This is a genomic window from Mycobacterium ostraviense (genome assembly GCF_002705925.1).
Lineage (GTDB): Bacteria > Actinomycetota > Actinomycetes > Mycobacteriales > Mycobacteriaceae > Mycobacterium > Mycobacterium ostraviense.
On the sequence record NZ_NKRE01000001.1, the window covers coordinates 2,123,579 to 2,136,701 of the forward strand.

Sequence of the window (13,123 nt, forward strand, 5' to 3'; positions counted from 1 at the left end):
CACGCCTCCGCAACGGCGGCTTGCCTATTCGGACGACGACTCCGTATCCATGACCACGACGAGCACCACCGAACCCCGGTTGCTTTCACCCACCGTGGTGGTCAGATACACCAAGTAGTACTCCTCGGGCACCGCCTGCGACACCGTGATCGCCACGTTCACCGATGCCGAGCCATCGTCGGCGAATCGCCCGGATGTCGGCGCCATGGTGATCCCGCCGACTGTGGACATGCCGGTGATCGTGTAGTCGCCGGCGCCGTCGATCATCCGCTGCGCGTCGAGCGTGACGGCCCCCGTGGTCCCCGGCGCGATCGTGACGACGGGCCGCGGAACATTGACCGTCACCGCCGAACTGCCGGCACCGAACGACGGCGGCGCGGAGGACGGGGCGGTGCCCCAGACCTTGTCGGGCTTGGCCGCGAGCGAGAATGCGACGGCACCGCCGGTGCGGATGATCGACTCCGGCAGAAACGTCTTGTCGGTGGGCCGTCCGTCGATGGTCAGGCCACTGATGTACTTCATCCGGCCGGGCGCGGATGCGCCGGGCGCGGAGATCCGGATGGATTTGCCTGCCGGAAGCGCGATTACGGCACGATCGAACAACGGTGTGTTCACGGTGAGGATCGAGGTGCCGGGAGTGCTCGGATACAGTCCGAGTGCCGCCCAGACGTACCAACTGGACATCGCACCGAGATCGTCGTTGCCCGGCGCCCCGTCGGGCGTGGCCGAGAACAGCCCGCGCACCCGGTCGACGGTGCGCTGGGTCTTCCACGGTTGTCCGAGATAGTTGTACAGCCACGGCACCGCGAAACCCGGCTCGTTGCCGGCCCACAGATAAGGCTGGTTGGGGCCCACGTTGAGCTTCTTGGTGAAGCGATCGAGCCGGTCGGCCACCGCCTTGCGGCCACCCAGGGCGGTCACCAGGCCGGCGACGTTGTGCGGCACCCACCAGAGGTATTGCTCGGCGTTGCCCTCGTCGAATCCGTCCTGACCGAAGCCATCCGGTGTTTCCACAAACCCCGGTCCGTAGCGGAAGAACCCGGTCGCGCTGCGCGGCGAGATATAGCGGGTGCTGGGGTTGAAGAGGTTCTGCCAGTATTGGGCCCGGCTCTGGAATTCGGCGGCGGTGGCGGTGTCGCCGAGCGCCGCGGCGAACCGGGAGATGGTGAAGTCGTCGACCGACCATTCCAGCGTGATCGAAGCCCCGGCAATCCGGCCGTCGGTGCGAAACTCCGCCGTCTGGGGCCCGTAACCCAGCTGCAGGTAGGTGGCGATTCCCGGGCGCTCCACATAGCCGCCCAGCCCGGCACCGCCCTCAGTCGCGCCCCGCACCATATAGCGAAGCGCCGTGTCGACGTCAAAGTCCTTGCCGCCGAACATATATAAGTTTACGATCAGCGGCACCGCGTTGTCCCCCGTCATCATGCCGGTTGCCGAATTCGCTAGGGCCCAGCGCGGATACGACCCGCTCTGCTCGGCATCGTTGACCAGCGATTGCGCCATGTCGCCGGCGCGCTCCGGGAAGAGCAGGCCCTGCAGGGGAGCCAGACTGCGGTAGGTGTCCCAGTCGGAGAAGTTGGCATATTGGGTATGTCCTTGGGTAACAGTGTGGATCAGACCGTCGAACCCGAGGTAGCGACCGTCCGCGTCGTTGAATGTGTTGGGGTGCAACAGTGACCGGTAGAGGCAGCTGTAAAAGGTCGTCACCTCACCGGGATCCCGCCCGGCCACTGCGATGCGGGACAGGGCGTTGTTCCATTCGGTCGCGGCGGCCGCGCGAACGTCGTCGAAGCTTGCGCCACCCTCGGCGGCGAGGTTTGCCCGGGCTCCGTCGATGCTCACGTAGGAGATCGCGGTCCGCACTTCGAGCACCGAGCCGGCCGGAAACTCCAGGTACCCCCCGCTGTACCGAGACTGCGCCCGGCGGGCACCGGCGTACACCGCATAGCCGTCCCAGGTGCCGTAGGAGGTGAACGGCCTGCTGAACTGCATGGCGAAGTACACCGTGTAGGTGTTTTTCCTGCCGCAGAAGCCTCCGCTGGTGGCCCAACCGGTGATGGTGGTGTTGTCCTCACCGATCTCGATGGCCGCGCGGGAGTTTCCGGCGAGTGAAGCGCCCGAGCGCACCCGAAACGACGCCGGACGGCCATCGCGAGGGTAGCTGAACCGGCCGAAGCCGGTGCGGGTGGTGGCGGTGAGTTCGGCGGTCACCCCGGTCGCGGGGAACCGCACCGTGTAATAGCCGGGCACCCCGACCTCGGTGTCGTCGTGCGCGATCCGCTCCGCGGCCCGCCAGGGCTGCGCGCCGATTGCGGTCGTAGTCGGCAACATCGAAATGTCGCCGAAGGCAGCACAACCCACCGAGGCGTGGGTCATGCTGAACCCGGTGGAACGCGAATTCTGGTACTGGTAGCCGGCGTAAGTGTAGGTGGTGTCCGGTGAGTACTGCACCATGCCGAACGGCACCGACGCGCCGGGGAAATTGTTGATCTCCCCGACGATCTCGCCGCCGGAACCGGTGCCGACGAGCGTGTCGACGTGGTCGACCGGATTGGCGACGAAGGCCGGTTCACCGTCGTAGGCCGTGGGCGTAGCCGCAAGCAACGGCACGAAAAGGCCCAGCACCGCGACAAGTGCCACCAGGGCCCGCATCGACCTCCGTGACCGCATAGCTGTCTCTTACTGCACGCAATGCCCTCCCGTGGCAGTTTCGAGGCGATTGACACCGACAACCGGCCGCAGACTTCCACCGGTGCAACCGGTATGCGTCAAAGTCGTGCAGTGATACCGGCTGCGTTGCGCGCGGGTTCGGCTAGTCTCAGTGCCGACGTCGCCGGTGCAGGTACCGGGACCAAGATTCGGGAGATGCAACATATGAAGCACCTGACCGCGATAGTCGCAGTCGCAACCGTGAGCCTGGCACTGACCGGTTGCGGCTCAAAGACCGAAACCAAGACCTCCACGTCGACGACGTCGACGACGAGTTCCACGTCGACAACATCCGCGTCCTCGACCAGCTCATCACCGGGAGCGCAGGCCAAGAAGACCATCGCCGACTATGTCACCGAGAACCACATCAGCGAAACCCCGGTCCATCTCGGTGATCCCGGCTCACCGACCATCAATTTGCCGATGCCCAACGGTTGGCAGACAGCCAACGACAGCAGCACCTCCTACGGCGCCATCGTCTACAGTCAGCCGGCCGACCCCAAGGACCCGCCCACAATCTCGGCGCTCGTCTCCAAACTCACCGGCAACGTGGACCCGGCGAAGATCATCGAGTATGCCCCCGGCGAGCTGCAGAACCTGCCCGGATACCAGGGTTCAGGTAACGGGTCCGCGTCCACGCTCAGCGGCTTCAATGCCTGGCAGCTGGGCGGCACCTACGTGCGGGACGGCAAGACCCGCGCCGTCGCGCAGAAGACGGTGGTGATCCCCAGTCAGGATGGCGTGTACGTGCTTCAGCTCAACGCCGACTCACTGGAAAGCGAGCAGGGCCCGTTGATGGATGCGACCAACGTCATCGACGAGCAGACCACCATCACGCAGTAGCACAGGCAACTTGGGCCAGCGGATGGTCAACCGCGGTGGCAACCGGTGCCGATGTATTACCGGGGTCGCGACATGACCCTTACCCATAAAGGCATGCGTATCAGCGAAAGCGATTGGGCCATTTTCCTCCAGCACGCCGACGCGACGCTGAAGAGATGTGAAGTCCCGCAAGCCGAGTACGACAAACTCGTCGCGTTCGTCCAGAGCACAAAAGGGGAAATCGTCGAAGTGTGAACCCAGGCTCAGCGACACCGACCGCGCTGGATAGCGGGCCAGGGAATACCTCACGTTTTCCGCCCGTATCGCCGGCACGCCATTAAGCTGACTGTCGCCTTGATGACCGTCAGGCGACCGCGGTAATGAATCGACGGGAGGCAGAAATGTCATTTATGCTCGCGACGCCGGAGATGGTAACCACGGCAGCACAAGATTTGACGGCCGTGCATTGAGGTTCCCCCCAAACCGTAGAGGCATCGACAATGAGGAGCACGATGCCAGAGAAGCGGATGAAGTACGACCGGGAGTTCCGTGAGGGGGCTGTCCGGATCGTCGAGGAGACGGGGAAACCGATCGCTCAGGTCGCGCGCGACCTGGGTGTCAACGAGGGGACGCTGGGTAACTGGGTCGCCCAGGCCCGCGCCAAGCGCGACGGCGACGGTGAGTTGAGCGGCGATGATGTCGCCGAGCTCAAGCGGCTGCGTGCCGAGGTCGCTGAATTGAGGATGGAGCGTGATGTCCTCAAGCGATGCGTGGTCCTGTGGGTGAAGGAGGCGACGGCACGATCGGGATGGTCAGCCCCATCAACTACGAGAACGCTGCGGCCACCAACCGGGAAGCCGCATAGAGGAAACCTCCACGATTTGGGGGGAACCACACATTCCACATTGGGCGAGGCGAGCGCGGCCGCTGCCGGCCCGACGACAGCATTGGTGGCTGCGGCCGAGGACGAGGTATCGACCGGGATTGCGGCGCTGTTCGGCGCCTTCGGCCAGGAATATCAATTGCTCAGCTCCCAAGCGCAGGCATTCCATGAGCAGTTCGTCAACTTGTTAAACGCGAGCGCCGTTGCCTACCAAAGCGCCGAAGCCGCCAACGCAGGGCAAATTCTGCTAACCGCGGTGAATGCGCCCGCCGAGGCACTACTCGGGCAGCCATTGATCGCAGCCGGCACCGGAGCGGCCGTCAGCCAGAACGCGGGCTCATCCGCTGCCGCCGCATCCAGCATCACCGGCTCGCTCATCGCCGACACCGCCACCAACCTGCAACGCATCGGCAATACCTGGGCTAACAAGACGGCACCTACCCTGCTGCAGGCGGTCACCCATTACCCGCAGCTGATCTCCACGTCGCTGGCGACCGGAAACCCGCTGCCATTGCTGGCCATACCCGTACAGCTCGCCCAGAGCAGCACCGCGGTGTATCAGGCATTCAGCAGCCCGGTATCGCTGTCGACGGCGTCTTTCAGTCCGTCGGGCCTGTCACTCGGGTTCAATCTCGGGCTGCCGGAACTCCTGGCACTCAACGCTTTAGGCGCACCGGTCAACGCAGCGATGGCGGGCGGAACAAGCGCCACATCATTTATGGGCGCTTTGTCCACCGGGAACGTCGCGGGAGCGGCAACCGCACTCCTCAGTGCTCCCAACAACATCGTCGACGCCTTCCTCAATGGCCACCAGGAGCTATCGATGCAGCTACTCCTGCCAGGACTGACCGTGACGGCCGACATTCCGGTTAGCGGGCTTCTCGGTCCGCTCGAACCGTTCACCGCGACGGCGACGCTGCCCGGTCTTCCGCTACTCAATGCACTGACCATCACCGGACCACCCCTCGGCGGTCTCGTTTCTACCCTGGTGGAATATGTGCCGGAACTGCTTGTGACGACACTGGTTCCCTAAGTCGCTGCCGCGCCACCGGAGCCAGCCACCCGGCGGCGGAGTGCCACCTGACATCGGTCCAGGCAAACTCCCACTACGAACCCGCATGCCCTACGGTTATGACATGACAGAACAGTCGTACGCGGTGGACGTCGGACACCCGCCTTCGGCCCTACTTCGGGCCGTCAACCCGATCCTTGGCTTCCTCCTGGGCACTCCGCTGGCGGGCCCGATGCGCAAACAGCTGATGGTGCTGAACTTCACGGGGCGAAAGACCGGACGGCAGTTTTCACTTCCGTTGAGCGCCCACGTGATCGACAACGAGCTGTACGCGTTGACTGGCGCCGGGTGGAAGCAGAACTTCCGCGGTGGCGCCCCCGCGCAGGTCGTCTACGACGGTAAGAAGACCGCCATGCGGGGCGAACTCATCCGGGACCGCGAGGTGGTAACCGATCTTTTCCTGCGCTGCGCCCAGTCCTATGGCCCCAAGCGGGCCCAACGGATGATGGGGCTGAAATTCCGCGACCCGCGGATCCCGACCCCCGAGGAGTTCGCCGAGGCGGTCGACCGGTTGAAGCTCGTCGCCGTCAAATTGACCCCGGCCAGCTAGTACCGAACCGGTTGTGCGCCAGAGCCTTCGGCGTCCCTTCGCCGTCGATTCATCCGGCATCGGCAGACAGCCGGTCGAGGAGTCTTTCGACCAGGCGGACCAGCCGCGCATGATGTGAACCGGCCCAATAGATCCGGCCGCAATCCAGGCAGCGGTTGAATTCCTGGTAGTAGCGGCGGGTCAGCGGTTCGAGACGGTCCAGCACCTCGTCCTTGGAAACCGCGACCAGCCTGCCGTTGCATCGCACACATCGGGTGAACGGCGCCAGCCGTTGTCGCAAGTCCAGTCGCCGGATGACCTCGAGCGTCTGCTCCTCGGGATTCTGGGAGTGGACGAACAACCCATGGGTGACGGCACGGCGCTTCAACAGACCGCGGTCGCGAGTCAACAGGATCCGCTGCTGCGCCACGCTGACGTCAACCAGCGTCGGGTCATCGGCGGCGCTTGACCACCACACGTCCAACCCGAGCAGTCGAAGCAGCCGCGCCAGCCGGCCGAGATTCACGTCGACGACGAACCGCGGATTACGCAACGGCACGGGACGCAGCCGGGTCGTCGACTCGATGTCGAGCGCTTCGAACATCGGGTAGGCGGCAATGCGGTCGCCCGAGGCCGGGCGGTGGCTGAAATCCGCGGGGTAACCGTTCACCAGGATGAGGTCCACCTCGGTATGCGGAATTCCCATCGCTTCCAGGACATCCTTGACCGTCTGGTGGCTACGGAACGGTCGGCGCACGGTCAGACCGCGCGACTCCGGGTCGACGAAGTCGTTGAGCTCGGCATAGGCCCGCACATCCACGTAACCGACCACTCCTCATGTTCTACCGTGCGGCGGTGCCCGGCCGGACGGCTTGCGCATCACCGTGTTGGTCGGTACACCGAAGTGCGGTGTTCCGATTGACTGTGGGCGGCGGTGGTTCGGCGTGGTCGCTGATGTGGTGATGGTGCTGCTGGGCGGCGACGTCATGCTCGGCCGTGGTGTCGATCAGATCCTGGCGCACCCCGGCCACCCGGAATTGCGTGAACGGTACCTGCGGGATGCGACGGGGTATGTCCGCCTGGCCGAGCGGGTGAACGGGCCGATTCCGCGTCCCGTCGATTGGCAGTGGCCGTGGGGTGAGGTGCTGGATGTCCTCGACGACGTCGGCACCGACGTCCGCGTGGTCAACCTGGAGACGACGATCACCACCGGCAGCGAATTCGCAGACCACAAGCCGGTGTGTTACCGGATGCATCCGGACAACGTGGCGGCGCTGACGGCGTTGCGACCGGACGCGTGCGCGCTGGCCAACAACCACATTCTCGACTTCGGCTACCAGGGGCTGACCGACACCGTCGCGGCCCTCGCCGCGGCCGGCATCGGGGGCGCCGGGGCGGGCCCCGACCTGCCGACCGCCCGCCGCCCGGCGGTGGTCACGGTCGGCGACCGGCACCGGGTGATCATCGGCTCGGTCGCCACCACATCCAGCGGAGTCCCCGAATCCTGGGCCGCGCAACACAACCGGCCCGGTGTCTGGCTGGTTCGTGATCCGTCGCAACGCGAGGCCGCCGACGACGTCGCGGCACAGGTGCTGGCCGGCAAAGGCGAGGGCAAAGGCGATGGTGTCACCGTCGTCTCGGTGCACTGGGGATCCAATTGGGGCTACGAGGTAGCACCGGCTGAAATCGCGTTCGCACACCGACTGATCGACGCCGGCGTCGACATCGTGCACGGTCACTCCTCGCATCATCCCCGGCCGATCGAGATCTACCGCGGCAAACCGGTCATGTACGGGTGCGGTGACGTCATCGACGACTACGAGGGCATCGGCGGGCACGAGGCGTTCCGTGCCGAGCTCAGACTGCTGTATCTGGCGGCCACCGATCCTGGGACGGGAAAACTGTTCTCGCTGAAGATGCTTCCGCTGCGGGTCAAGCGGATGCGCCTGCACCGCGCCTCCTCGGCCGACACCGAATGGTTACGCCGCACCATCGAGCACGTCAGCCGCCGGTTCGGGATTCGGGTCACGGCCGGGCCCGACGGTCTGCTCGAGGTGTCCTCACCCGACACCCATTCCGCGCTGGCGATGCGGGGCTGAGGCCGCACCACTGCCGAGGCGTCAGCACCCGCCGGATAGGGTCGTCGGCGTCATTGACCAAACCAGGAGTTGCCATGCGAGTCGGCGTCCCGACCGAGACCAAGAACAACGAGTTCCGCGTCGCGATCACCCCAGCCGGCGTCAGGGAACTGACCCGTCGGGGCCATCAGGTCACCATCCAGGCCGGCGCCGGTGAGGGATCGTCGATTCCCGACGCGGACTATGTCGCTGCCGGCGCTGGGATCGCCGACGCCGCCGAACAAGTATGGGCCGAAGCAGAGCTACTGCTGAAGGTCAAGGAGCCCATCGAGATCGAGTACGGGCTGCTGCGTCGCGGGCAGATCCTGTTCACCTACCTGCACCTTGCCGCGTCGTTGCCGTGCACCGAAGCGCTGCTGCGTTCGGAGGTGACGTCGATCGCCTACGAGACGGTTCAGACCGTCGCGGGCGAGCTGCCGTTATTGGCCCCGATGAGTGAGGTCGCCGGTCGGCTGGCCGCCCAGGTAGGGGCCTACCATCTGATGAAGCCGGCCGGCGGACGCGGCATCGTGATGGGTGGGGTGCCCGGTACCGGGCCGGCGGATGTCGTCGTGATCGGCGCCGGCACCGTGGGCTACAACGCGGCGCGAGTGGCCGCCGGGATGGGCGCACACGTCACGGTTCTCGACGTGAATATCGAACGGCTGCGCCGGCTCGACGCCGAGTTCGGCGGCCGGATCCGCACCCGGTATTCCACCGGCCTGGAACTCGAGGGCGCGGTCAAGCGGGCCGACCTGGTGATCGGCGCGGTCTTGGTGCCCGGGCACAAGGCACCCAGACTGGTGTCGAATTCGCTTGTGGCGCAGATGAAACCGGGAGCAGTGCTGCTCGATGTCTCGATCGACCAGGGCGGTTGCTTCGAGGACTCCCGGCCTACCACCCACGACGAGCCCACGTTTCGCGTGCACGACACGGTGTTCTACTGCGTGGCCAACATGCCCGGCGCGGTGCCGCGGACATCCACGTTCGCGCTGACCAACGCGACGATGCCCTATGTGCTCGAGCTGGCGGACCAGGGCTGGCAGGCCGCATGCCGGTCCGACGCCGCGCTGGCTAACGGCCTGTCCACCCACGAGGGTTTGCTGCTCAGCGACGAGGTGGGCGCCGACCTGGGGTTGCCGTTCACCGATCCGGTGCAGCTGTTGAGCTGACCGGCCGGGGGATTCGGCCGGTCGGGCTGCCGCCGGGTGCCCTTGGGCCCCACGTTGATGGGCCTTATGACTCTGCCCACACCACGACACAACTGGTCACTATCGAGAGCATCACCAATAAGGGAGTCCACGGTGGAACTACGACAGACCGACCACGCGCGCGGTGCTCGCCGCGGTGGTCAGCGAAGGCTCGGCGCCGCCGAGGGGGTGTTGGTCGCTCTGCGTCATTGCAGCCTCGATGAGGCCTTCACCGACATCGTGCAAACGGCCAAGCAGCACAACGTAGCCCCGATGGAATTGGCCCACGCGCTCGTCGCGATCGCCGAGAACGACGTGACCTATGACGTTGACGACGCGGTGGTCGCCGCCGTGAGCCGCGCCTGGGGCGACCTGTTGGCCAGGCCCGGCCACGATAGGTCCGGCGGACGCGCGCCGCAATCACACTAGCCGATGCCGGCGGCGCCATTGGCCTGCGAAATTCATTGGACACCAATGATGTTCGAGGTTCTGATCCACAGGCGTGGACGTTGCGAGTCGAGGGGCAAGGGGTAACCGGACAGCCATGGCGATCCGTCAGGATATCGGGGCGCTGTTCACCGACCTGTATCAGGTGGCGATGGCGCAGGCCTACTGGACCCAAGCAATGTCGGGCACAGCGGTTTTCGAGACGTTCTTCCGCAAGCTCCCGCCGAGCCGGTCGTATATCGTGGCCGCCGGCCTAGCCGACGTAATCGACTTCCTCGAATCGTTTCGGTTCGACGGGCAGGACCTGGACTACCTGCGCGGCCTGGGCCAGTTCTCCGACGAGTTCCTGGGGTGGCTCGCCGGCCTGCGCTTCACCGGAGAGGTCTGGGCGGTGCCGGAAGGAACCGTGGTCTTTCCCAACGAGCCGATTGTCGCGGTGATCGCGCCGATCATCGAAGCGCAGCTCGTCGAAACCTTTGTGCTGAACCAGATTCACCTGCAAAGTGTGCTCGCGAGCAAGGCCGCCCGGGTGGTCGGCGCCGCGCGCGGACGGCCGGTGGTGGACTTCGGCGCCCGGCGCGCTCACGGTGCCGATGCGGCCCTGAAGGTCGCGCGCACCAGCTACCTTGCCGGTGCGGCGGGCACGTCGAATCTGCTGGCGGCCCGCCACTACGGGATTCCCGCGTTCGGCACCATGGCCCACAGCTATGTGCAGGCCTTCGACAACGAGATCGACGCCTTCGACACCTTCGCCCGGCTCTACCCCGGCACCACGCTGCTCGTCGACACCTACGACACGCTCCGCGGCGTCGATCGCGTCATCGAGCTGGCGCGACGACTCGGCGATCGCTTCGACGTGCGGGCGGTCCGGTTGGATTCGGGCGACCTCGGCGCACTGTCGACGGCGGCGCGCGCACGGCTGGACGCCGCGGGTCTCAACCGGGTCGAGATCTTCGCCTCGTCGGGCCTCGACGAGCACCGCATCGCCGCGCTGGTGGCTGCAGGCTGCCCGATCGACGGCTTCGGCGTGGGCACCAAGTTGGTCGTCGCCGCCGATGCGCCTGCCCTCGACATGGCCTACAAGCTGGTGGAATACAACGGCATCGGCCGCACGAAGTTCTCCAGCGGCAAGGTGATCTACCCGGGACGCAAACAGGTGTTCCGCCGCCTCGAGAACGGCAGGTTCCGCGGGGACACGCTCGGCCGGCACGACGAAAAGCCGCCCGGTAAGCCGTTATTGGTGCCCATGATGATCGATGGTCGGCGGATCTCGCAGCAGGTACCCACACTCGAGGCCGCACGCGACTGGGCACGCCGGCAGGTCGGCGCGCTGCCGCCGGAGCTTCGTTCCCTCGAGGACACCGGCTACTCGTATCCGGTCGCCGTCAGCGACGCGGTGGTAAGCGAACTCGAGCGGATCCGGCAGGGCGATACGGCGAAGCAAGGCCCGCAGCTCCGGTGATCGCGACCGGCGTGGGTGGCGGCAGCGCGACATCGAAGAGCTCGCCAGCTTACGGGCGTCAGCGACGTCCTTTTGCCAGGAATCCGCGGAGCCGGTCCAGTGGCCAGGTATTGATCACCTCGTCGGCCGCTGCCCAGCCGCGCTGCGCCACGGCGATCCCGTAGCGGAGGTAGTCCAAATGCGGCACGGCGTGGGCGTCGGTGTCGATAGCGAAGACCACGCCATGTTCACGCGCGCGGCGCACCAGCTCGTCGCTGAGGTCGAGCCGGTCGGGAAAGGCGTTGATTTCCAGCGCGGTCTGGGTGCGCGCGGCAGCTGCAAACACCGCATCGACGTCAACATCGATGGGCGGACGCCGGCCCAGCAGCCGGGTGGTCGGATGGCCGATGATGTTGACATAGGGGTGCTCGATCGCGGTGAGCAGGCGCCGGGTCATCTGGTCGCGAGTCTGGTCGAAATCGGAGTGCACCGAAGCGACGAGAACGTCGAAGCCGGCCAGGAACTCGTCATCCCAGTCCAGCGAGCCGTCGGCGGCGATGTTGAGTTCGGAGCCGTGCAACACCGCGATTCGGTGGCGGCGAGCCGACCCCGCCAGCTCGCGTCGCTGTTGCAGCACCTTGTCCCGGGTCATCCGCTGCATCGCCAGCAGCGGGGCGTGATCGGTGATGGCGCAGTACCGATATCCGTGGCGCGACGCGGCGGCGACCATGTCATCCAGGGCGGCCAGCCCGTCGGTGAGGTTGGTATGCACATGCAGGTCGCCGGCGATGTCGTCCAGCTGAACCAGGACGGGCAGATGGCCGTCCAGCGCAGCTTCGATTTCCCCGCGGTCTTCGCGCAAAACCGGTGGGATCCATGGCAACCCGAGTTCGGTGTAAATCTCGGCTTCGTCGGTCGATGCCAATAATTCGTCGTCCTCGACGCGGAACAGCCCGTACTCGGACAGTTTCAGCCCGGCCCGCACCGCCAGTTCACGGACACGGATGTTGTGAGCTTTCGACCCGGTGAAGTACTGCAGCGCCGCACCCCAGACCTTGGCGGGCACTACCCGCAGGTCCACCTGCACACCCTTGGTGGTCACCACCGACGATTTGGTGGGGCCGTGGGCCAACACGTGATCCACCAACGGCATGCTGCAGAAGTGGTCCATGACCGTCTTCGGGTCCTCGTCTGCGGCCACCAACAAGTCGATGTCGCCGACGGTGTCGCGCATTCGCCGCAGTGATCCGGCGTAGTCGACTCGGCTCACCTGCGGCAACGCGGCCAGCTGCGCGACCAGATCCTCGGCGATATCGAGAGCGATCGCCAGCGGCATGCGTCCGCCGACTTCCTGCATCCGCTGGATCGCATGAGCCAGGTTGCGTTCGCTGGTCTCGCCCCAACCTTTGAGGTCGCGCAGCCGTTCGTCGTGCAATGCGGCCAACAGCTCCGGCATCGACGAAATGCCCAGCTCCACATAGACCTGGTGGGCCCGCTTGGGTCCAAGTCCGGGAATCCCCAGCAAAGCACGCAGACCCGCCGGCAGCGCAGCGTGCAGCTCATCCAGAGCCGTGATGCGGCCGGTTTCGCGGAACTCGAGCAGCTTGTCGGCGGTGTGCGCACCGACCGCCGGGATCGCCATCAAACCCTTCCGGTCGAGCGTATCCAAATCGAGCGGGTAACCGGCGACCGATCGAGCCGCTTTCTCGTACGCACGCACTCGATATGGATCACCACCGGAGATGGCAATCAAATCCGCCAACTCTTGCAGCGCTTCGGCCGCAATGTCATTCGAACGCATCCGCGGTCCCCGCCTCACATACCTCCTCGAGGAGGCCAACCAGATACAGAATCGACTCCCCATGCCCGCTCGTCAGCGGGCGAAAGGCCCCGTTTTCGGGACTTCCGGCCAC

Annotated in this window: 11 protein-coding genes; 8 read left to right on the plus strand and 3 right to left on the minus strand. The window is 65.7% G+C overall.

All coding sequences use genetic code 11. The features are described from left to right. Positions 1-24 precede the first annotated feature (24 nt). Positions 25-2,670, minus strand: coding sequence for a GH92 family glycosyl hydrolase (locus CDN38_RS09615; RefSeq protein WP_075513134.1), 2,646 nt, complete (start codon positions 2,668-2,670; stop codon positions 25-27). A 204-nt stretch (positions 2,671-2,874) separates the two neighbouring features. Here CDN38_RS09615 and lpqN point away from each other — a divergent pair, with 204 nt between their 5' ends. The 4 genes from lpqN to CDN38_RS09635 all read left to right on the plus strand — a co-directional run bounded on the left by lpqN (position 2,875) and on the right by CDN38_RS09635 (position 6,036). After that, positions 2,875-3,552, plus strand: a complete 678-nt coding sequence (lpqN, locus tag CDN38_RS09620) for an envelope biogenesis lipoprotein LpqN (RefSeq protein WP_075513136.1) — start codon at positions 2,875-2,877, stop codon at positions 3,550-3,552. A 93-nt stretch (positions 3,553-3,645) separates the two neighbouring features. Beyond that, entirely contained in the window at positions 3,646-3,786 is a 141-nt protein-coding gene (locus tag CDN38_RS09625) for a globin family protein (RefSeq protein ID WP_161951701.1), read from the plus strand. 257 nt (positions 3,787-4,043) lie between these two features. Continuing rightward, the gene (locus tag CDN38_RS31740) at positions 4,044-5,447 is read left to right on the plus strand and encodes a PE domain-containing protein (protein WP_180276312.1); all 1,404 of its coding nucleotides are present in this window, start codon (positions 4,044-4,046) and stop codon (positions 5,445-5,447) included. 103 nt (positions 5,448-5,550) lie between these two features. Then, a complete protein-coding gene (locus CDN38_RS09635; RefSeq protein WP_075511814.1) occupies positions 5,551-6,036 on the plus strand; it encodes a hypothetical protein in 486 nt (161 codons plus the stop codon). A 49-nt stretch (positions 6,037-6,085) separates the two neighbouring features. Here the strand turns inward: CDN38_RS09635 and CDN38_RS09640 are convergent, their stop codons facing one another. After that, positions 6,086-6,847 (minus strand): Mut7-C RNAse domain-containing protein, encoded by a 762-nt coding sequence (locus CDN38_RS09640; RefSeq protein WP_075511783.1) that lies wholly within the window; start codon positions 6,845-6,847, stop codon positions 6,086-6,088. Between the two features lie 130 nt (positions 6,848-6,977). Between CDN38_RS09640 and CDN38_RS09645 the strand changes: the two genes are divergently transcribed. The 4 genes from CDN38_RS09645 (at position 6,978) to CDN38_RS09660 (ending at position 11,231) form a co-directional block, all read left to right on the plus strand. Beyond that, the gene (locus CDN38_RS09645) at positions 6,978-8,114 is read left to right on the plus strand and encodes a CapA family protein (RefSeq protein ID WP_099319362.1); all 1,137 of its coding nucleotides are present in this window, start codon (positions 6,978-6,980) and stop codon (positions 8,112-8,114) included. Positions 8,115-8,188: 74 nt separating this feature from the next. Then, positions 8,189-9,304, plus strand: coding sequence for an alanine dehydrogenase (gene ald, locus CDN38_RS09650; protein ID WP_075511784.1), 1,116 nt, complete (start codon positions 8,189-8,191; stop codon positions 9,302-9,304). Positions 9,305-9,436: 132 nt separating this feature from the next. Beyond that, positions 9,437-9,751 carry an ANTAR domain-containing protein gene (locus CDN38_RS09655; protein WP_075511785.1) on the plus strand — a complete coding sequence of 105 codons (315 nt, stop codon included), beginning with the start codon at positions 9,437-9,439 and terminating at the stop codon, positions 9,749-9,751. A 115-nt stretch (positions 9,752-9,866) separates the two neighbouring features. Continuing rightward, the gene (locus CDN38_RS09660; protein ID WP_075511786.1) at positions 9,867-11,231 is read left to right on the plus strand and encodes a nicotinate phosphoribosyltransferase; all 1,365 of its coding nucleotides are present in this window, start codon (positions 9,867-9,869) and stop codon (positions 11,229-11,231) included. Between the two features lie 58 nt (positions 11,232-11,289). On the opposite strand, the gene polX is transcribed toward CDN38_RS09660, so the two are convergent. Further along, positions 11,290-13,011 carry a DNA polymerase/3'-5' exonuclease PolX gene (gene polX, locus CDN38_RS09665; protein ID WP_099318916.1) on the minus strand — a complete coding sequence of 574 codons (1,722 nt, stop codon included), beginning with the start codon at positions 13,009-13,011 and terminating at the stop codon, positions 11,290-11,292. Positions 13,012-13,123 lie beyond the last annotated feature (112 nt).

Coding starts and splice junctions, on each gene's coding strand:
- polX (WP_099318916.1), bottom strand. CDS start 13,011: ATGCGTTCGAATGACATTGCGGCCGAAGCGCTGCAAGAGTTGGCGGAT.
- CDN38_RS09660 (WP_075511786.1), top strand. CDS start 9,867: ATGGCGATCCGTCAGGATATCGGGGCGCTGTTCACCGACCTGTATCAG.
- lpqN (WP_075513136.1), top strand. CDS start 2,875: ATGAAGCACCTGACCGCGATAGTCGCAGTCGCAACCGTGAGCCTGGCA.
- ald (WP_075511784.1), top strand. CDS start 8,189: ATGCGAGTCGGCGTCCCGACCGAGACCAAGAACAACGAGTTCCGCGTC.
- CDN38_RS09635 (WP_075511814.1), top strand. CDS start 5,551: ATGACAGAACAGTCGTACGCGGTGGACGTCGGACACCCGCCTTCGGCC.
- CDN38_RS09645 (WP_099319362.1), top strand. CDS start 6,978: ATGGTGCTGCTGGGCGGCGACGTCATGCTCGGCCGTGGTGTCGATCAG.
- CDN38_RS09625 (WP_161951701.1), top strand. CDS start 3,646: ATGCGTATCAGCGAAAGCGATTGGGCCATTTTCCTCCAGCACGCCGAC.
- CDN38_RS09615 (WP_075513134.1), bottom strand. CDS start 2,670: ATGCGGTCACGGAGGTCGATGCGGGCCCTGGTGGCACTTGTCGCGGTG.
- CDN38_RS31740 (WP_180276312.1), top strand. CDS start 4,044: ATGCCAGAGAAGCGGATGAAGTACGACCGGGAGTTCCGTGAGGGGGCT.